Genomic DNA, 18616 nt, shown 5'->3' with positions numbered 1-18616 from the left:
ACCATGTTTCGTATCCTGACCCTGATCGCCGCGCTTGTCGGTTTGTTATTCACCCAACCGGCGATCGCGCAGATCGAAGTCGATATTACGGAAGGCAATATCGATCCGGTGCCGATCGCCGTTCCCGATTTTATCGGGACGGAGGCGAACACGCAGCGGCTCGGCGCGCAGATCGCGTCCGTCATTCGGTCCGATCTGGAAGGCAGTGCGCTGTTCCGTGCGCTCGACCCGGCCAGCTTCCTCGAAACCCAGACCGACATCGATTATGAGCCGACATTCGCGGACTGGCGCGTCATTCGCGCCGATGCTCTCGTTTCAGGACGTGTCGTGGCCGATGGGGCTGACAGGGTCCGGGTCGAATTCCGGCTCTGGGATGTGTTTGCGGGGCGGCAATTGCAGGGCATCCGCTTTTCCACGACGCCTGATAATTGGCGCCGGACCGCGCATAAGGCGTCGGATGCGATCTACAAGGCGCTGACGGGCGAAGAGGGCTATTTCAACTCGCGCATCGTGTTCGTGGATCAGCGCGGGTCGAAGACGGAGCGGATCAAGCGTCTTGCCATCATGGATCAGGACGGTTTCAACCCGCAATATCTGCTTGGCGGATCGGACCTTGTCGTCAGCCCGCAATTCGACCCGAGCAGCCAGACGATCGCTTTCATGAGCTACGAGACCTTGCCGCCTCAGGTCTATATCCTGGACATCGCGACAGGGCGTCGCGAACTGCTGGGCAGTTTTCCGGGTATGACCTTCGCGCCGCGCTTCAAGCCGGACGGGCAGGGCATGATCATGTCGATGGAACAGCGCGGCAATGTCGATATCTACGCCATGGACCTGCGAACCCGTTCGACGCAGCGCTTGACAACTGATGCCGGTATCGACGTGTCGGCCAGCTATTCGCCAGATGGTCGGCGGATCGTGTTTCAGAGCGACCGGGGCGGCACGCCACAGATCTACACGATGAATGCCGATGGCTCGAACCCCAAGCGGATCAGCTTCGGCGATGGACGCTACAACCAACCCGTCTGGAGTCCGCGCGGCGACAAGATCGCTTTCGTTCGCCAGAATCGCGGGCGCTTCGCCATTGGGGTCATGGATCCGGATGGCAGTGGCGAGCGCATTCTGACGGATGGATATCTGGTCGATATGCCGAGCTGGTCGCCGAATGGGCGGGTCATCATTTTCACGCGCGAGTCGCGCGGGCGGGATTCGCGGGCGGAATTATGGTCGATCGATCTGACCGGTCGCAACCTGAAGCGTGTCGACACGCCTGGACAGGCGACGGATCCGGCCTGGTCACCAATTCTGGACTGACGCGCGCCGAATTCAGCCGCAAAAAGCGGAAATGGCCACAATTTCGCCGCGACCCTTTTTAAAGTTTCACGAATTCGCCTTTGACGACACGGGCTAGACATAGTTGAAAGCAACAAACGAAAGACTGGACGGAACATGACTTCTACGCTTCGCTTGCTGGCCGTGACTTCGGTAACGGCACTTCTGATCACCGCTTGCGCCTCCGCGCCCGAGCCGATGCCCGAACCCGAACCGGAACCCATCGCAGATCTGCCTGAACCCATGGTCGAAGAGCGCGCGCCGGAAGTCATCCGACCGCTGCCGCCAGTGCAGACCCAGCCGCAAGGCCCGGTCCCCGGCTCGATCCAGGATTTTGCCTTCCAGAGCGGTGGCGAAGCGCGCGTCTATTTCGGGTATGATCAGTTCACGCTCACGCCCGAGGCCAGGGCGAAACTCCGACAGCAGGCGCAATGGCTGACGGCCTACCGCGGTTACGATGCCGTTATCGAAGGTCACGCCGATGAACGCGGAACGCGTCAGTATAATATTGCGCTCGGCGCGCGTCGGGCCAATAGCGTCAAGGCGTTTCTGGTCAGCCAGGGTGTCGACCCCTCCCGTCTGACGACCGTATCCTACGGCAAGGAACGTCCGATCGATGCGCGCAGCAATGAGGAAGGCTGGGCGCGAAACCGAAATGGCTTCACCAATCTGCGTCCATCCGGCCAGAGCTAAACAGGGTCGCCTATTGCGAGCGGCTATTCCGGGCGGGCTGCCATTCGGGGCAGCACTTTCCGGAATGGCAGTCTAGACTGGCCTCATGACGTCTTTCATCCGCCTTCTTCTCATCCCGGTTCTGATCCTCCTGATGGGGGCGCCCGCCTATGCGCAGAGCCGTGCCGAGCTGGCCGCGCAGAATGCCGCCCTGCGTGAGCGTGTCGACCGTCTTGAGGCGCGCATGCTGACGGGTGATCCAGCGGCGGAACGTCTGATGTCGCGGATCGACACGCTGGAGGCGACGATCCGGACATTACGCGGCGAGATCGAGCGTCTGTCGTATGAGGCGGAGATATCCGACCGGGAATTCACGGCGCTGCAGGATGATGTTCGCCTGATGCAGGACCAGTCGACCGCGATGAAAATCCAGCTCGACGAAATCGCGCGCGGCGTTCCCAGCCGTCCCGAACCGCAGGTCGATGAGACCTATGCGGACGGCCCGGCTACATTGTCGCCGATACTTGGTCCCCCTGAGGGCGGGCTCGAGGATTTCGTCTTGCCGCCCGCTGAAGACAATCCCGGCAATGACGCGTCGCAAATGGGTGAAACTGGAAAAATCCGTCTGGCCGAAGAGGATTATGCCGGGGCCGAAGCCGCTTTCATCCAGTATCTTCAGGCTTTTCCAGACGCATCTGATGCGGGCGAAATCCATTACTGGCTCGGCGAGAGCTACTTCGTGCGAGGGCGCTTCAATGCGGCGGCGGAAAGTTATGTGACGTCGCTACAAGTGGATCAGGAGAGCTCGCGCGCACCCGATGCGCTGGTGAAACTGGCGGCGGCCTTGCGCGAAATGGGCCAGCCCGAGCAGTCCTGCGCCGCGCTGGCCTCCTTTGATGGCCAATATCCGAATGCTTCTCAGGCCAGCCGCGACAAGGCTGCGCTCGAGGCCAGCCGAACCGGGTGCTGAGCGAGGCGGTCCGCGCCCATCTGGCAACGCGCTTGCCGGATGATGCCCCACATTTTGCTCTGGCTTATTCCGGCGGTGGCGACAGCCTGTCCCTGCTGGCGGCCCTGAAGGATCATCCTGGACTGAAAGCGGTGCTGCATGTCGATCATGGCCTGCGCGACAGTTCGGAACGCGAAGCGGCGATGGCGGGGCTTCTGGCCTCGCAATATGGGTGGGATGTGACCGTCCTGACTTGGCACCCCTATGAACCACCGAAAACCGGATTGCAGGCCAAGGCGCGGCGCGCGCGTTATCAGCTCATGGGCGATTATTGCCGGCGGCATAGGCTCGATCATTTAGTCACGGCGCATCATGCCGACGATCAGGCCGAAACCGTCCTGATGCGGCTGGATCGGGGGTCCGGATGGCGGGGTGCGGCCGGCATGCAGTCCCGTCGCTACGGGGCCGTCTGGCCGGAGCTGGCGGGCATCACGCTTGTGCGGCCCGTTCTCTCGATCAGTCGGGAGGCGCTCCGCGCTTCGACGCAGGCGCTGTCGCCGATCGAAGACCCATCCAACCGGGACATTCGCTTCAACCGCATTCGCACCCGACACTATCTGGCCAGCCGTCCAGATGTGCGCGCCGACATGCTGGCTCTGTCTGCGGATATGCAGGCCGGACTGGCGCGGGACCGGGAACATATGCGGCGTCAGCTGCGGGATTATCATTTAAGCCATGAGGGATTGCTGAGCGTGCCCCGGCTGATCGACGCGCCGACACTGGCCGCGCTGGCGCCGATCATTGGCGGGCAGGCAGGCCCGCCGGACCGAAGCCGCATCGCGGCCCATCTCACGTCGCTGAGCGCGCAGTCCCGCCTTGCCATCGGTCATGGCTGTCTGGCGCAGTGGGACGGACAGCGTCTGACCCTGTCGCGCGATCCCGTCGCCATGACGGGGCGGCAGGATGGTCGCCAGCCCCCAACCGCGATACGGCAGGAGATCGGCTCGGCGCCGATCGTCTGGGATGGCCGTTTTCTGCTGCGCGGCGGGGGGGAATCATTCAGCCGGAGCGGCGTGGTCACCATGTCGGATACCGCATTCTCTATGGCCGTGACGTGCGGATCGACAACCTTGTGGACCGAAGATTGCAAGCCCTCCTGCATGGATCGAACCCGAAAGACGTAAGTGCGACGTAAAAACCCGTCTCCACCGTATAAAAACAATGTGACATGACAGTCCTGTCGCTTTCAAAATGGCGCGACTGCCCTATGTATAGCGTCACGTCCCCCTTCTGCTGGAAGTCCCATGGCCGAGAAAAAGACACCGCCCCCCAATAATAACCGGCAGTTTGCCGTGTGGGGGCTGATCATTCTGCTGATGCTGATTGTGTTCACGGTCGCGCAAAGCGGGGCCTCGCGCCCCGCGCCCGGTGAAACCTTCACCTTCTCTGACTTCCGCGAACGGGTCGAAGCTAGCGAAGTCCAGTCCGCCAAGATCGACATCCCTGGCGGCGTGGTGACTGGCAAACTCCGCAATGGCGAAGATTATTCCGTCAATGTGCCCCCCGTATCGGCGGATCCGGCGGGTGAGATACTGGACGGCTCTGGCGTGCCCTATGAATATGCGGAAAAGACCGAGCCGTCCGTTCTGGCCAATATCCTTCTATCGCTTCTGCCGCTGCTGATCATTATCGGCCTGTTCTTCCTCGTCTTCCGCAACATGCAAGGCGGTGGCCGGGGCGGCGCGATGAGCTTCGGCAAGTCGAAGGCCAAGCTGCTGACCGAAAACACCAAGCGCGTGACATTCGAAGATGTGGCGGGCGTGGAATCGGCGAAGGAAGATCTGAAGGAAGTCGTCGAATTCCTGAAGGATCCGAGCAAGTTCACTCGCCTTGGCGCGCGTATCCCGACGGGTGCCTTGCTGGTGGGACCGCCCGGAACGGGTAAGACCCTGCTGGCACGCGCCGTTGCGGGCGAAGCGGGCGTACCGTTCTTCACGATTTCGGGCTCTGACTTCGTCGAAATGTTCGTTGGCGTAGGTGCGTCCCGCGTGCGCGAAATGTTCGCCGAAGCGCGCAAACATGCACCCTGCATCATCTTCATCGACGAAATCGATGCGGTGGGTCGTCACCGCGGCGTTGGCACATCCGGCGGACATGAGGAACGCGAACAGACACTCAACCAGCTGCTGGTCGAAATGGACGGGTTCGAAGGTCAGGAAGGCGTGATCATCGTCGCTGCGACCAACCGCCCGGACGTGCTCGACAAGGCATTGCTGCGTCCCGGTCGTTTCGACCGCCAGATCGAGGTGCCCTATCCGGATATTCAGGGACGCGAGAAAATTCTCGAAGTTCACATGCGCGGCAAGCCGATGGCGGCTGACATTGACGTCAAATATATCGCACGCGGCACGCCCGGCTTCTCTGGCGCGGATCTGGCCAACCTCGTCAATGAGGCAGCCCTGCTGTCGGCACGGCGCAACAAGCTCAAGATTACCATGCGTGAGTTCGAAGATGCGCGCGACAAGGTGATGATGGGGGCTGAACGCCGGACGCTTGCCATGTCCGATGAAGAAAAGGCGATGACCGCCTATCACGAAGCCGGTCACGCCATTGTCGGCTTGAACATGGAAGGCAGCCTGCCGATCCATAAGGCGACGATCATCCCGCGTGGGCGTGCGCTCGGTATGGTGCAATATCTACCCGAGCGTGATCAGATCAGTCAGAGCCGTCAGGAAATGATTGCCCGCATGGCGATGGCGATGGGCGGCCGCGCCGCCGAAGAACTTCACTTCGGCTATGACAAGGTTACCTCTGGTGCGAGCTCGGACATCGAGCAGGTCACACGGATTGCAACGGCCATGGTTACGGAGTGGGGCCTGTCAGATGAAATCGGCCCGATCGCCTATAAGGATACAGACCAGCAGAGCTTCCACCCCGGCATCGGGCGCGGATCTGCCATTTCGCCTGAGACGGCAAAACTGATCGAGAGCGAGATCAAGCGTTTCGTGACCGAAGCCCATGACAAGGCGCGTGAGATACTGACCGATAAAAAGGATGACTGGATCGCGCTGGCCGAAGCCCTGCTGGAATATGAGACGCTGTCCGGTGATGAAATCAAGGCGCTGCTGGACGATGGGACCAAACCGAAACGGCCCGACCTGTCCGGCGGAAAGCGCCCGACCGTCAGCCCCGTGCCGACGACGAAATCCAGCAAAGGGCCTAAGACCATCGGGGGCCCCTCGGAAGCGTAATACCGTTCGCAGCAATGAAATAGGAGGCCGGGGCGACCCGGCCTTTTTCTTTGACCGGGGAGAGGCTAAGCTCTGAGCATGTTTACACGGCCGAAGATCATGGGGATCCTCAACGTTACGCCGGATAGTTTTTCCGATGGCGGACAATTTGTCGATCTCGATCGGGCTGTGGCGCAGGCGCGGCGGCTGATCGATGACGGCGCAGATATGCTCGATATTGGCGGTGAAAGCACGCGCCCCGGTGCGCAGGCCGTGCCTTGGCAAGTAGAACGCGACCGGGTCGTTCCCGTCATTCAGGCCATTCGCGACGCAACCCGCGATCAGGACCCCGAACCCATCATCAGCATCGATACGCGCAAGCCCGAGGTCGCCGAGGCGGCTGTTCTGGCGGGGGCCGATATATGGAACGATGTGTCAGCCCTGACCTATTCGGACGACAGCTTGACGCTCGCCGCCGAGCTCGGCTGCCCCGTCATCCTGATGCATGCCCAAGGCACGCCGGAGACGATGCAGGACCGTCCCCATTACACAGCGGTCGTCGAGGAGGTGCTGGACTGGCTCGAGGGCCGGATTGCGGCCTGCGAGTCCGCCGGGATCGATCGCGCGTCAATGACCATCGATCCGGGGATCGGGTTCGGTAAGCGGCTGGAGGATAATCTCGTCATCCTGCGTCACACGGCCCGCTTCGCAGCCCTCGCGCCGACCCTGATTGGCACGTCGCGGAAGAGCTTCATTCAGAAGATCGACGGGAGTGCTGTGAACCAGCGTTTGGGAGGCTCACTGGCGAGTGCGCTCTATGCGGCGAAGGAGGGGGCCGCGATATTGCGCGTCCATGACGTGGCAGAGACGCGGCAGGCGTTGCGGGTTTGGGAGGAAATATATGCCCACTGATCTCGACCTCTTCAGAGCGCAAACGTCGTTAAAGTCAGAGTTTCAAAACATTGAAGTGAATAGTTCAGTCTTTCTATCTTCAGAGATGAGGAAAGAAGGTGTCTCGTTACGAAAGACGCTTTTCCTAGGAAATACCGCGGCTGCAGGGGCCACCTTCCTGTTTTCAATTTCGACTATTGCTGACCCATCAATAGCTAGCGAGTTTAAGCATTTGTCTAAGTACTCAGCGTTGTGGTCGCTATTATCGTTAATAACCTCATACCTATGTATGATGAGTTTCACATCGCACCTAATTTATGGATATGAACACAATAGACTGCACGAAAAATCCAAACAATTGGTAGATTTGAATGTCAGAACTCTCGAAGCGCAGTCATTGAGCTCAAACCATCAAGGCACTCAAGACAACAGGATCGCATACGATAACTACATCAAGACAACGCTGACAGAACTTAAAAGTATGTTCGAGACTTCTGAGGCTGACAGAAGAACTAATGAGGTCAAGGCTGAGCGAAGTCGTCTCTTTGCGACTAAATTATTTTGCTTGTCAGCCGTTTTAATTTTCCTTTCTTGGGTAACTCCACTGGCGAGTTTTCTAGTTTATGAATACTTCTGACACACCGACGGCCCGCGTCCTTATCATCGCTGGGTCTGATTCCTCCGGGGGCGCGGGTATCCAGGCCGACATCAAGGCCTGCGCGGCGTTTGGGGCCTATTCCATGACGGCGGTTACAGCCGTGACAGCGCAAAATACCCTGGGTGTGCATAAGGTGGATTTGATGAGCCCCGACATGGTGCGGGCGCAGATCGAAGCTTGCGTCAGCGATATTGGCGTCGATGTGATCAAGCTCGGCATGCTGGGATCGGAAGCCATTATCCGCACCGTATATGAGCTGATCGAGCCGCTGGACGCGACCGTTGTGCTGGACCCGGTCATGGTGGCGACATCCGGCGACCGGCTTCTGGAAGAAGGCGCTGTTGCCGCCATGAAAGAGCTGCTGGTGCCGATTGCCGATCTGGTAACGCCTAACGTGCCCGAAGCGGAAATCCTGACGGGTCTGTCCATCACCGATACGGATGATCTGGCCAAGGCGGGCGAAACGATTCTGGCGATGGGGAGCTATGCCGCGCTTATGAAGGGCGGGCATCTGGACATGACGTCCGTGGTCGATGTGCTGGTGTCCGAAGACGGGGCCAGTGTGATGACGGGGCCGCGCATCCATTCGCGTCATACGCACGGCACGGGGTGCACGCTGGCCAGCGCGGTCGCTGCCGCATTGGCGTTAGGCGCCAATCTGGACGAGGCGGTCAGTTCAGCCCGAGACTATGTGTTCGAGGCGATCCGGACCGCGCCGAAACTGGGCGGCGGCAGCGGGCCGCTCAATCACGGTCTGGCCGTACCGCAGGGATCGGCGGACGGGGACGACCCTGATCCGGATCCGGCCAATCCATTTGCGGCGCTGAAGGGTCTGTCCTCCTGATCCGGCTGACGAAGACGCCGAGAATGATGATGGCGAAGGCGAGGGCGATCTTCCACGTGAACGGTTCGTGCAGGAACCAGACGCCGAAGACGACGCTGGCGACAGGCGGGAAATAGTTCAACCGCGCCATCGCGCTCGGCCCGACCCTTTCGATGAAGACCAGATAGAGGATCGTCGCGATCCCCGTCGCGCCAAAACCCAGCAACAGGATCATGATCAGCGCCGTCAGATTGGGCACATGGCCGCCGGGATCGACGATCAGGGCGGACCCCACGCCTGCAACACTGGCGGCGATCATCATGATGGCCGCGCCCACCGCGGCGTTAGTGATGGGCGCATTCTTCGCCGCCACCGTTGTGCCGCCATAGCAGAAGGCTGCGCCGAGGATCAGCAATTGCGCTTTCCAGTCGCCCGTCAGCCCGACAGCGAAGTCATCCGGCAGGAACAGGACGGCTACGCCCAGAAAGCCGATGAAGAAGCCGACTATCTTGAACAAGGTCAGTTTTTCGGATGTGAAGAAATGCGCCAGCAAAATGGTGATTAGCGGCATGGCCCCGACGATGACAGCGGTCAGTCCGCTATCGACCGTCTTCTGACCTTGCGCCATCAGCAGGAACGGCACGACTGCCCCTGTCAGCCCCAGGCCGGAATACCAGACCCAGCGTCGATCGGTTAGCGCTGGGAAGCGGGCTCCGCTGAGCAAGGCATAGGCTGTCAGGAACAGCGCCCCGACGACCAGACGCCATGCCGTCAGCCAGAACGGGCTGATATGATCCACCCCAACGCCGACGAAATTGAACGCACTGCCCCAGATCAGGATCAGTGACAGGCAGAGGGTCAACAGGACTGGACGGCTGAGGGGTTTGGGCTGCACGACCTGCCCCGTGGCAGCTTGGTCCAGACCGGTCAACGCATCTGTTTTCCGATCTTGTGAATAGGGCTGCGGCATCTAAGGGTGGCGTAAACCGAGGGAAAGACGCGCGAAAATGAAACGAATTCTGGCATCGGCCCTAGTTCTAAACGCGTTCGCCGCCGGCGCTTTTGCGACCGCGCCGGGACCGCTCAATCCGCTCGCCCCGAAGGCGATGCTGGCTTACACCAATGGATCGGACGTCGTGCCGGGACCCGCCATTCCACAAGCCGATCTGATCGCCGCGCTGGAAAGCGTCGTGGATCACGGGCTCGACCCGACGGATTATCACCTGGCGCTGATCCGGGACAAGGGCACCTCTGGCGAGATGGCGCTCTATGCCGTTGATGCGTGGATGAGCGCGGCGTCGCACATCGCATTCGGTAAGTTGTCGCCGACATCGGTTGAACCTGACTGGACCGCAAAAGGGCGACAGGCCGATCTGGTTGCGTCATTGCGCGGGGCGCTGGCGGAGGGGCAGCTTGCGGGCAGTCTTGACGCGCTGGCACCACAACATTCCGCTTATCAATCGCTCGTGACCGAGATGCGCCGCCGCCGCTCTGCGCCGCAGACGAACGACATCGAAATTCCGTCTGGGGAGACGCTCAAGCCGGGCATGAGCTCACCCCGTGTCGAGACGCTGCAAAGACGTCTGAGCATGGATCCGACGGGCCAATTCGATACGGCGACGGCGGATGCAGTCATGACGTTCCAGTCCGAAAATGGCCTGGATGCAGATGGTCTGGTCGGTCCTGCAACCCTGCGGGCGCTCAATCGCGGGTCGTCGCAGGCGATCGATCAGCTGCGTGTCAATCTGGAACGCTGGCGCTGGCTGGCGGATGATCTGGGTCGTCGACATGTGCGTGTCAACATTGCCGATTTCTCCGTTCAGGCTTGGCAGGACGGCGCGATCCACCGGGTTCACGGGGCCATCGTCGGACGCCCTTACCGGAAGACGCCCGTCTTTTCCGATCAAATCCGCTATGTCGTGCTCAATCCCTGGTGGGAGACACCGGCCAGTCTTGCCCGCCGTGACAAGCTGCCGCTGTTTCAGAAAGACCCCGCAGCCGTGAAACGCCTCGGTTTTCAGGTTCTGGACCGCTCAGGCGCTGTGATCGATGCGTCGACGGTTGACTGGAAAGCGGTACCTGCCGGAACCATGCCCTATCGTATCCGTCAGGCTCCCGGCGATCAGAATGCGTTGGGTCAGGTCAAGATCATGTTTCCGAACAGCCACAATGTCTATCTTCATGACACCCCCAATCGGGGCCTGTTTGCCCAGCGACAGCGCGCCTTTTCCTCAGGTTGCATCCGGACGCAGGATCCCATCGATCTGACGGAGTGGCTACTCTCGGAAACGCCAGACTGGAACCGCACTCGGATCGACGCTGCGCTGGATGGCGGGCGGGAAACACGCGCCAATCTCTCCCAGCCGGTGCCGGTCCACATTCTCTATATGACGGCGGTCAGCGATGCTTCGGGCGTGCGGTATCTTGACGACATTTATGACCGGGATGGGGCCGTGCTGGCCGGCCTTAAAAAGACGGCGAAAACCCGGTGACGACCGTCCTGACCAAGGTCACGGCAGGAGTCCTGCTGATTGGTGACGAATTGCTGTCGGGACGGACGCAGGATACCAATCTGGCGACGATTGCAGACTTTCTCGCGCCGCTGGGCGTATCGGTCGGCGAGGCACGCATTCTGCCCGACGACGCGGCGATCATCACCCGCACGGTGCGCGATTTCTCGGATCGGTTTGATTATGTCTTTACCACAGGGGGCATCGGACCGACCCATGACGATATCACGGCGGACTGTATCGCCGCCGCCTTCGATCTGACGATAGCCGAACGCGCCGACGCGCTTGCATCGCTGCGCGAGCGGTATGCGGAAGGTGAGCTCAACGCCGCGCGGCGGCGTATGGCGCGTATTCCGGACGGGGCGTCCCTGATCGCCAATCCGGTCAGTCAGGCCCCCGGATTTCAGACCCGCAACGTCTTCACGCTCGCCGGTGTACCGCAGATCATGCGGGGCATGCTGGCCGACATTGGTCACCGGATCGAAGGCGGCGCCAGGACCCATCAGATCAGTGTCACTTGTGAAGGCATTGGCGAGGGGGACGCGGCAGAGCCGCTGGCCGGGATCGAAGCGTCCTATCCGGACATCTCCATCGGCAGCTATCCCTTCTTTAATGATGCACTGCGCGGTGTGACATTCGTGGCGCGGGGACCGGATCAAGAGCAGCTGGCGCGTGTAAAAGCCGACCTTGAAAGGCTTGTCGCACGACTGACGGACGGTTAGGTCGAACGCGCTGTTCCGCGGGCGTGGTGGAATCGGTAGACACGACAGACTTAAAATCTGTTTTCCGAAAGGAAGTGCCGGTTCAAGTCCGGCCGCCCGCACCAAACTTGACGACCCGGAAAGAAATGACCTTCGTCGGCTGTTTCGGAATGGCCTGAAATAGACTGGGAAGGATGCTTCGTGACATGCCTCATGGGAGTCCGTTGGGTGCCAACAGCTCATGACGTGGGGCAGCCCACATGACGTGGGGCAGCCCACAAAAGGCGGGCATGATGGCTCAACCCTGTTAGTCGTAAGTAAGGTACGAAGGGGCGAACTTGCGATCGATATTCTCAGAGCTTCAACGACGAAACTGTCAGAAAACAATTCATCGCAATTTTGGACCAGTCAATAGACCCGGATTATCCCGTCACGAGCAGCACTGTCGGCGCATGGCGTATGTTGGGCGAAGTTGATCGGTTCATGGATGCCATCGATAGTCACATCTATGCCCACACGCCGACAAATCTGATTTTTGTCTGGGGCGAAGGTGAGGGAGGAAGGACGATCCGGCAGCACCCCAGATCTGCCGCATGGGCCGACAAGGTTGGCCTTGTGACGGCCTGGCAGGAAACCGGATGGCCTGACACGTGCAAGCCCAACGCCGGGACAGACGGGAGCGGTGGGCAGTTCACCTGCGTCTGATCGCCGGGGTCAAACACATCCCCGGATCTTGCAATTGCGGCTGATCGCAGGACGTTGGCAAGCCGATCTGCGAGATGTGATCTTGAGGTGATCGCATCCGCGGCAGGAATGCGCTACGCCACGCATATGAAAACCGAACGTTTCACATTTCCCGGCGCGCTGGGTCACGATCTCGCTGGGCGACTGGACTTGCCGGATAATGGCGAGGTGCTGGATTACGTCGTGTTTGCGCACGGCTTTACAATCGGGAAGAATTTCAAACCGCTGCAGACGATCGCCAAGGCGCTGGTCGAGCAGGGCTACGGCATGCTGCGGTTCGACTTCACCGGGCTGGGCGACTCGGGCGGTGATTTCTCCGACACGAATTTCTCGACCAATGTCAGCGAGATTCAGGCCGCCGCTGGCTATCTGGCGGATCATTACGGAGCGCCCGGTCTGCTGGTCGGCCATAGTTTTGGCGGGACGGCTGCATTGAAAGCGGCGGAGAGTCTGCCATCCGTGACTGCCGTGGCAACGATCGGCAGTCCCTGTTCGACCTCCCACATCGTGCATAATTTTGCCGACAAGCTGGAGGAGATCATCGAGAGTGGCCAGGCGGAAGTCATGCTGGCGGGGCGGCCTTTCGTAATCAAGAACCAGTTTCTCGACGACATCAAGAAACATGATGTAGCCGAAGGGCTGGCCGACCTGAACCGGGCCTTGCTGGTCTTTCATTCACCGCAGGACCGGGTCGTGAATATCGACAATGCGAGTCACATCTTCCGCTATGCCAAACATCCGAAAAGTTTCGTCAGTCTGGACGGGGCCGATCATCTGCTTCTGAAAAATGATGACGATGCCGATTATGTCGGCCGCGTCCTCGCGGCGTGGGCCTTGCGCTATGATCGCGGCAGTCCGGACAGAGACTCGACCAGCGCCTGATAATCCGCTGGCGGCGGCGTTTCGAATGTCATCGCCTCCTTCGTCATCGGATGGACGAAGCCTAGCAGGCGCGCATGCAGGGCCTGCCGTTTGAAGGTGGCGATGGCGTCGCGCACCCGACCTTCAACCGCGGAGCGGTTGGACAGAAAGGCGCGCTGATTGCCGTAAAGCGGATCACCGAGCAGCGGGCAGCCAATATGCGCCATATGCACACGGATCTGGTGCGTCCGGCCTGTCTCCAGGCGACATTCGACTTCGGCGACGACGGGCGTACCGACGCTGGCATTCTTCTTCTGACCGAAGCCGCGCAGGCTGGCGTAATGGGTGATCGCGTGTCGACCATGATCCGAGGCGTCGAGATTGTCATCCGTGCCCCGGACGACCGACTGTTTTTTGCGGTCATGGGACGAGCGGGCCAGTCGCGTCGCGATCCGCCCGGATCGCGGATTGGGCCGCCCCCGCACCAGGCAGATATAGGCTCTTTCAATCGTATGCCGGGCAAACTGCTTGGCCAGTCCGCGGTGCGCCTTGTCCGTCTTGGCAACGACCATGACGCCGGACGTATCTTTGTCGAGACGGTGCACGATGCCAGGGCGCATCACCCCGCCAATTCCCGATAGCGTGTCGGCGCAGTGGAACAGCAGCGCATTAACCAATGTCCCGGCACGTGATCCGGGGGCGGGATGGACGGTGAGGCCAGACGGCTTGTCGATCACGATCAGATGCTCATCCTCATACAAGATGGAGAGCGGGATGTTTTCGGGCCTGGGTGTATCATCGACAGGGGGCGGGACCAGAACGGCATATTCGACGCCCTCGCGAACCTTGCCAGTCACTTTTCTGATGATGTCGCCATTGGCGCGGACATGATCGCGCTCAACCAGATCGCGCACGCGTGCCCGGGACAGTTCGGTCCAGCTGGAAAGCCACTTGTCGACCCGTTCGCCGGCTTCGGGGGCTTCCGCGATACGGGTTTGCCAGTGACCGTCAGTCATGCGGCATTCCGTTACAGGCTGGACGACAGGCCGACATGGTGAGCTTACGCGGCAATGAGCGCCGCCGCACATAACAGATAGGCACGACCCGTTGCGGAGCCGAGCTTGGCCTGCAAGGCGTCGTCGCTATGTATCGATAGGAGCGTATCGGAATAGGCCCGGCGAAAACTCTCTGCTCGCAGCTTGAATTCCAGATCTTCGTTCAGGACCCGCTGCAAATGCGCGATCGGCCCGTCCAGCCGCGCCTGCACGCAGGCATTCTGGGCTTCTTCGCCCCCGGTCCGGCGGACGGCGGCCGCTTCGTAGATCGTCCCCTCATCGACGACGGCACTCGGGGCCAGCTGCACTTCACAAAGGCGCGCGACGATATCCGACCCGTCATTGACGGACTGCAAGCCTGTGACAGGCGGGCTCAACGGCACGCCGGCCGGGGGGCGATCGACACCCTGTTGTGGCAATGCGGGCTGTATTGATGCGGGTTGCGCAGCTGCGTCATTTGACGGCGCCTCATGGAGCGGATCGATCCCGCCCAGCATGTCGCGCCAGCGCCAGCTGCCAGTCTTCGCGCTGTCGGAATTATCGCTGCGCTTGGGACGACCGAAGGGGCCTTTCGCCGACGCGTCAAGACCGGGTCTGCGGACGACATCGTCAGCGGGCGTGACGCGGCCCGACAGGTCTGCGGGCGGCGAAACTTCGACGATTTCGACGAGATCCAACAAGGATTCGTTCGCATCATCCGTCGGTTCTTCCGGAATATCCAGACTTTGCGGTTCGAGCGGCGGGAAATCGGTTTCGAGCGGCTGCAGATGGATGCGAGCGGATGGAGCTTCGAGAAGGCTCTCCTGCTTGTCTTCCAGTCCGAGCGTCATGGCGGACTGGTCTTTCATCCGGGATTGAAGAACGCGCAATTCGCCTTCCATTATCGAGAGTTCGCGGCGCGTCTGGGCGATCGAGTCGTTGACCCGGTCCGACATGTCGGCGGTAAAGGCGCGCGAGCGGCGGTCGGCTTCGGATAGCGTACTGTCAATGTCAGACAGGCGTGAGGCCAGTTGCGACTGAATGCCCCGGGCATGGTCCAATACGGCGGTCAGCCGGTCATGCGTCGATGCGATCTGGGTGTCGATCGCCTCGAGCTGTCCGATCTGATGCGTCAGAGCGTCGTCCGTGCGGCTCGTTTCTGCCGTCATGCGATCCGACAGATCCTTCAGATGTTGCGAACGGCGGTCATAGGCGGACGTCAATTCCGTCGTCCGTTCCGCAACGCGGTCCGAGATCGCCTGCAGGCGCGCTTCCGCTGCCGAAAGGGTCTGGTCGGCGCTTTCGACATGACCGGACAGATCGCGCCCCCGATCGGAGACGGTATTGATCGTTTCACTGAGTGATTGCGTGACGGTTTCCATACGTGCCGCACTATCCATTCCCGCTGTTTCGAGCAGGGTTGCATGACGTTCGACGCTTTGTGCCAAGCTTTGCAGCCGGATTTCAAACTCGGACAGAAGGGAACGGAATTGTTCGCGGTGGCTGGTCACGGCCCGGTCGATCGCTTCGGCATTGTCCGCCGCGCTCTGTGTCATCTGCGCCAGTTCCGCACCCTGCACGGCGGCCTGTTCGGCGACGCCCAGCAAATGCTGGCGCGTGGCAGACAGATGGGTGTCGACATGGGTCAGCTCGGACCGGATGGCTGCGGACATGCTGGCCACATCTTTCGCAACGCGATCATCGACATGGGTCAGCCGTTCCGCTGCAACGGCCAGATGGTCGGCCTGCTGCGTCACGCGCGACAGGGCCCGCAGCGCAGCCCATAGCGTGCCGACTGTCGCAGCCGGAACGATGGCGGCCATCGCAATGATGGCCATCTCCATCGGGGTGAGCGCGCTGTCAGCAGCCAGCATGACATATACCAGCCCGCCAATGCAGCCCGCGGTCAGTACGGTCAGAATGAAGCCGATCCAGCCATAGGCTCGGCCCGGCTTCGGCGAAGCCGGATAGCGATCGTCAGTGCGTTCGCGCGGGGCAAGGGCGGCGACGAGGCTGGGCGAGGGGCCCGGATCCGGCGTTATCGTGGCGGGCGGGCGGTCGATGACGGGATGAACAGGGTCGCTTGCGATGGACTGTTCGGTGTGATCAGCGGTGATCGGCGCAAAGGGTCTAGAGGAGCGGATTGACTGGACGATGTCGCGATCGGTCAGCTCGTCGACCGGACGCAGCTGAATACGACTGCGTTGCGGCGTGTCGACATCGGGTGTGTCCAGATCCAGTATGTCGTCCGGCGCGTCCGGCTTAGTGTCATCGGGCAAGGGCGGAACGATCGCGATCGGGTCTTCGTCCGGGTCGGGATCGATGGAGAAGATCTTCTTGCTGATATCCGACACGATCCCCTGACCATCCTCTCTTCGCCATATTGTCAGCGATTCTTACTGACCGCGCTATCATAGGGCCGGAATGAACAAAAGCGACGATAGGCGCTGATAATCAATCCGCAGCCCCGACCGTCGCGGGCGTCACGTCACGGTTTTTCTGTCGTGTCAGGTAGAGCAGTCCCAGAACGATACTCAGGATCAGGATCGTCGAAATGGCATCCCCGGTCGGTTCTGCCCGGACCTGCCAGATGGACGGTGTCGGCAGAACAGAGTTCTCATAGTTCACGAAGATCGCCGCGAACGTGTTATTTGCCGCATGGACGCCGATGGCGGATTCCAGACCGTCATCGATCAGGACCATCAGGCAGGCCGCAAAGCCGAAGAAGAAATAGCCGCTCATGACGATGGGTAGATTGCCGGATGCAGCTCCGGCAGAAGCTTCGGGGTTGGCCAGATGCAGGGCCATGAACAGGCCGCTGGTCAGAATGAATGCGACCCATTTATTGCCGAGAAAGCGGATCGCAGCCTTGTTCATATAGCCGCGGACGACGATTTCTTCCGTCGCGCTCTGAACCGGCAGTAGCAGCAGCGACAGAATGGCATAGGGTACGAAACGGGCCGCATCGAAGACGAATTGCGGGGCATTGTCGGTGAACTGGCTCAAGGTCAGACCGTAAAGACCCAGGACGATCCACATGATCAGAAATGACTGCGCCACGCGCAGCCAACGAAAACGTTTGGCTGTCGTATGCAGGGCTCGCAACGTGCCTTTGTGAACCCGCGTCCAGCCCCAATACAGGCCGATCAATGCAACCGGGAAGGTCAGAAGCATCAACATATAGGCAAAGGGTGATAGACCGATGACCGACAGGACGAGTTCATTGGCTTCCGTCATCTCTGCGCTGCTCATGAAGAAGGGGACGAGGCCGAAGAAGGTCAGGAAAATACCGATCATCGCGATCCACAGCGCGCCTTTTTCGCGCCCGCCCAGAAAGTAAGCCAGCAATCCAAGGCCGCCGGTCAGCGTGCCGACGACCAGAGACGGTGTGCCGATACGTTCGAATAGCGATTTAGGTCGTGCCGTTTCGGCATCGAACAGCTCGAACAGGCGGGCAAAACCCTCCGGGTCATAGGCCCCCAGCATGAAGGGCAAGGGCACCGTCAGGATCAGCTGTCCGCCAATCCAGACGATGATCGTCATCCACAGGACGATGGGCCAGGTGAACCAGCGCGTATCGCCGATCGGGCTAGGGTCATAGTAACGCATGGCTAGATCAGCCCTTTCCATAGTCTGCCGACTCGCATAGCCGTTGGCGCGCCCTAACGACAGAGTTCCTTTTCATGTCACAGACAGAAATCGATTTCGACCATTTGAACCGCTATGTGGGGGGCGATGTCGCGCTGACGCGCGAAATATTCTCGCTCTTCACCCATCAGACCGAAATGTGGGGCAAGGGGCTGACCGCTGATGCCGATGACGAGGTCTGGGCGTCCGTGACCCATTCGCTGAAGGGATCGGCTAAGGCCGTGGGCGCGACGCGTCTTGCCGCGCTTTGCGAGGATGCTGAGCAACTGATAGGGCCTGAACGTCGCATGGGCGCGCGCGACGTAGCCGTTCAGAATATCGAATTTTCGATCGAACAGGTCCGGACGGAAATCCAGCGCTGGGAGCATCGCCAAGGCTTGCGTGACTTGCGGACATGAAAACGCCGCCGCCAGGGGGAATGGCGGCGGCGACACAAGAGAAGAATGCGTGAACGTTTTCTCTAGGGCCCAACCTCTGTCGAGGTCAGTCTGTACGCAAGATGAATAGCCATCGACCCTTAAGACGGGTTTGAGGTATAGGCTTAAGCCGACGTAAAATAGACG

At 60.5% G+C, this 18616-nt stretch carries 16 protein-coding genes and 1 tRNA gene; 13 read left to right on the top strand and 4 right to left on the bottom strand.

What is annotated here, in order from left to right; all coding sequences use genetic code 11:
* The first annotated feature begins 3 nt into the window (after positions 1–3).
* The 7 genes from tolB (at position 4) to thiD (ending at position 8576) form a co-directional block, all read left to right on the top strand.
* Positions 4–1314, top strand: coding sequence for a Tol-Pal system beta propeller repeat protein TolB (gene tolB / locus AB6B39_RS10700; protein ID WP_371398566.1), 1311 nt, complete (start codon positions 4–6; stop codon positions 1312–1314).
* 135 nt (positions 1315–1449) lie between these two features.
* A complete protein-coding gene (gene pal / locus AB6B39_RS10695) occupies positions 1450–2025 on the top strand; it encodes a peptidoglycan-associated lipoprotein Pal (RefSeq protein WP_284370538.1) in 576 nt (191 codons plus the stop codon).
* An 85-nt stretch (positions 2026–2110) separates the two neighbouring features.
* Positions 2111–2974: a tol-pal system protein YbgF gene (gene ybgF, locus AB6B39_RS10690; RefSeq protein ID WP_284370540.1), complete on the top strand. Its 864-nt coding sequence runs from the start codon at positions 2111–2113 to the stop codon at positions 2972–2974.
* Entirely contained in the window at positions 2968–4137 is a 1170-nt protein-coding gene (tilS, locus tag AB6B39_RS10685; RefSeq protein WP_371398565.1) for a tRNA lysidine(34) synthetase TilS, read from the top strand. Before ybgF ends, tilS begins: the two co-directional genes overlap by 7 nt.
* A gap of 120 nt (positions 4138–4257) precedes the next feature.
* Positions 4258–6204, top strand: coding sequence for an ATP-dependent zinc metalloprotease FtsH (ftsH, locus tag AB6B39_RS10680; RefSeq protein WP_284370544.1), 1947 nt, complete (start codon positions 4258–4260; stop codon positions 6202–6204).
* Positions 6205–6282: 78 nt separating this feature from the next.
* Entirely contained in the window at positions 6283–7095 is an 813-nt protein-coding gene (gene folP / locus AB6B39_RS10675) for a dihydropteroate synthase (RefSeq protein WP_284370546.1), read from the top strand.
* 602 nt (positions 7096–7697) lie between these two features.
* A complete protein-coding gene (gene thiD / locus AB6B39_RS10670; RefSeq protein ID WP_284370548.1) occupies positions 7698–8576 on the top strand; it encodes a bifunctional hydroxymethylpyrimidine kinase/phosphomethylpyrimidine kinase in 879 nt (292 codons plus the stop codon).
* Here the strand turns inward: thiD and AB6B39_RS10665 are convergent.
* Positions 8476–9525, bottom strand: a complete 1050-nt coding sequence (locus AB6B39_RS10665; RefSeq protein ID WP_371398564.1) for a DMT family transporter — start codon at positions 9523–9525, stop codon at positions 8476–8478. The two genes, thiD and AB6B39_RS10665, sit on opposite strands and share 101 nt — an antisense overlap.
* A 37-nt stretch (positions 9526–9562) precedes the next feature.
* Here AB6B39_RS10665 and AB6B39_RS10660 point away from each other — a divergent pair, with 37 nt between their 5' ends.
* The 5 genes from AB6B39_RS10660 to AB6B39_RS10640 all read left to right on the top strand — a co-directional run bounded on the left by AB6B39_RS10660 (position 9563) and on the right by AB6B39_RS10640 (position 13392).
* Positions 9563–11047: a L,D-transpeptidase family protein gene (locus AB6B39_RS10660; protein WP_284370552.1), complete on the top strand. Its 1485-nt coding sequence runs from the start codon at positions 9563–9565 to the stop codon at positions 11045–11047.
* Positions 11044–11787: a competence/damage-inducible protein A gene (locus tag AB6B39_RS10655; RefSeq protein WP_284370553.1), complete on the top strand. Its 744-nt coding sequence runs from the start codon at positions 11044–11046 to the stop codon at positions 11785–11787. Before AB6B39_RS10660 ends, AB6B39_RS10655 begins: the two co-directional genes overlap by 4 nt.
* A gap of 17 nt (positions 11788–11804) precedes the next feature.
* A tRNA-Leu gene (locus AB6B39_RS10650) sits at positions 11805–11891 on the top strand.
* A 334-nt stretch (positions 11892–12225) separates the two neighbouring features.
* On the top strand, positions 12226–12471 hold the full coding sequence (locus AB6B39_RS10645) for a hypothetical protein (RefSeq protein WP_284370555.1): 246 nt from the start codon (positions 12226–12228) through the stop codon (positions 12469–12471).
* Between the two features lie 126 nt (positions 12472–12597).
* The gene (locus AB6B39_RS10640; RefSeq protein ID WP_284370557.1) at positions 12598–13392 is read left to right on the top strand and encodes an alpha/beta hydrolase family protein; all 795 of its coding nucleotides are present in this window, start codon (positions 12598–12600) and stop codon (positions 13390–13392) included.
* Here AB6B39_RS10640 and AB6B39_RS10635 read toward each other — a convergent pair.
* From AB6B39_RS10635 to AB6B39_RS10625, 3 genes are all read right to left on the bottom strand, one after another.
* Positions 13350–14387, bottom strand: a complete 1038-nt coding sequence (locus AB6B39_RS10635; protein WP_284370560.1) for an RluA family pseudouridine synthase — start codon at positions 14385–14387, stop codon at positions 13350–13352. The two genes, AB6B39_RS10640 and AB6B39_RS10635, sit on opposite strands and share 43 nt — an antisense overlap.
* Before the next feature lie 44 nt (positions 14388–14431).
* A complete protein-coding gene (locus AB6B39_RS10630) occupies positions 14432–16759 on the bottom strand; it encodes a hypothetical protein (protein ID WP_284370562.1) in 2328 nt (775 codons plus the stop codon).
* Positions 16760–16859: 100 nt separating this feature from the next.
* On the bottom strand, positions 16860–18014 hold the full coding sequence (locus tag AB6B39_RS10625; RefSeq protein WP_284370564.1) for a CPBP family intramembrane glutamic endopeptidase: 1155 nt from the start codon (positions 18012–18014) through the stop codon (positions 16860–16862).
* A gap of 74 nt (positions 18015–18088) precedes the next feature.
* On the opposite strand from AB6B39_RS10625, the gene AB6B39_RS10620 reads away from it, so the two are divergent.
* Positions 18089–18451, top strand: coding sequence for an Hpt domain-containing protein (locus AB6B39_RS10620; protein WP_284370566.1), 363 nt, complete (start codon positions 18089–18091; stop codon positions 18449–18451).
* Positions 18452–18616 lie beyond the last annotated feature (165 nt).

The sequence above is a fragment of the Algimonas porphyrae genome (assembly GCF_041429795.1).
Taxonomy (GTDB): domain Bacteria; phylum Pseudomonadota; class Alphaproteobacteria; order Caulobacterales; family Maricaulaceae; genus Litorimonas; species Litorimonas porphyrae.
Note: the sequence above shows the minus strand (reverse complement) of the source record. Positions and strands in the feature narration are given on the sequence as shown.

Coding starts and splice junctions, on each gene's coding strand:
- tolB (WP_371398566.1), top strand. CDS start 4: ATGTTTCGTATCCTGACCCTGATCGCCGCGCTTGTCGGTTTGTTATTC.
- pal (WP_284370538.1), top strand. CDS start 1,450: ATGACTTCTACGCTTCGCTTGCTGGCCGTGACTTCGGTAACGGCACTT.
- ybgF (WP_284370540.1), top strand. CDS start 2,111: ATGACGTCTTTCATCCGCCTTCTTCTCATCCCGGTTCTGATCCTCCTG.
- ftsH (WP_284370544.1), top strand. CDS start 4,258: ATGGCCGAGAAAAAGACACCGCCCCCCAATAATAACCGGCAGTTTGCC.
- folP (WP_284370546.1), top strand. CDS start 6,283: ATGTTTACACGGCCGAAGATCATGGGGATCCTCAACGTTACGCCGGAT.
- thiD (WP_284370548.1), top strand. CDS start 7,698: ATGAATACTTCTGACACACCGACGGCCCGCGTCCTTATCATCGCTGGG.
- AB6B39_RS10665 (WP_371398564.1), bottom strand. CDS start 9,525: ATGCCGCAGCCCTATTCACAAGATCGGAAAACAGATGCGTTGACCGGT.
- AB6B39_RS10660 (WP_284370552.1), top strand. CDS start 9,563: ATGAAACGAATTCTGGCATCGGCCCTAGTTCTAAACGCGTTCGCCGCC.
- AB6B39_RS10645 (WP_284370555.1), top strand. CDS start 12,226: ATGTTGGGCGAAGTTGATCGGTTCATGGATGCCATCGATAGTCACATC.
- AB6B39_RS10640 (WP_284370557.1), top strand. CDS start 12,598: ATGAAAACCGAACGTTTCACATTTCCCGGCGCGCTGGGTCACGATCTC.
- AB6B39_RS10635 (WP_284370560.1), bottom strand. CDS start 14,387: ATGACTGACGGTCACTGGCAAACCCGTATCGCGGAAGCCCCCGAAGCC.
- AB6B39_RS10625 (WP_284370564.1), bottom strand. CDS start 18,014: ATGCGTTACTATGACCCTAGCCCGATCGGCGATACGCGCTGGTTCACC.
- AB6B39_RS10620 (WP_284370566.1), top strand. CDS start 18,089: ATGTCACAGACAGAAATCGATTTCGACCATTTGAACCGCTATGTGGGG.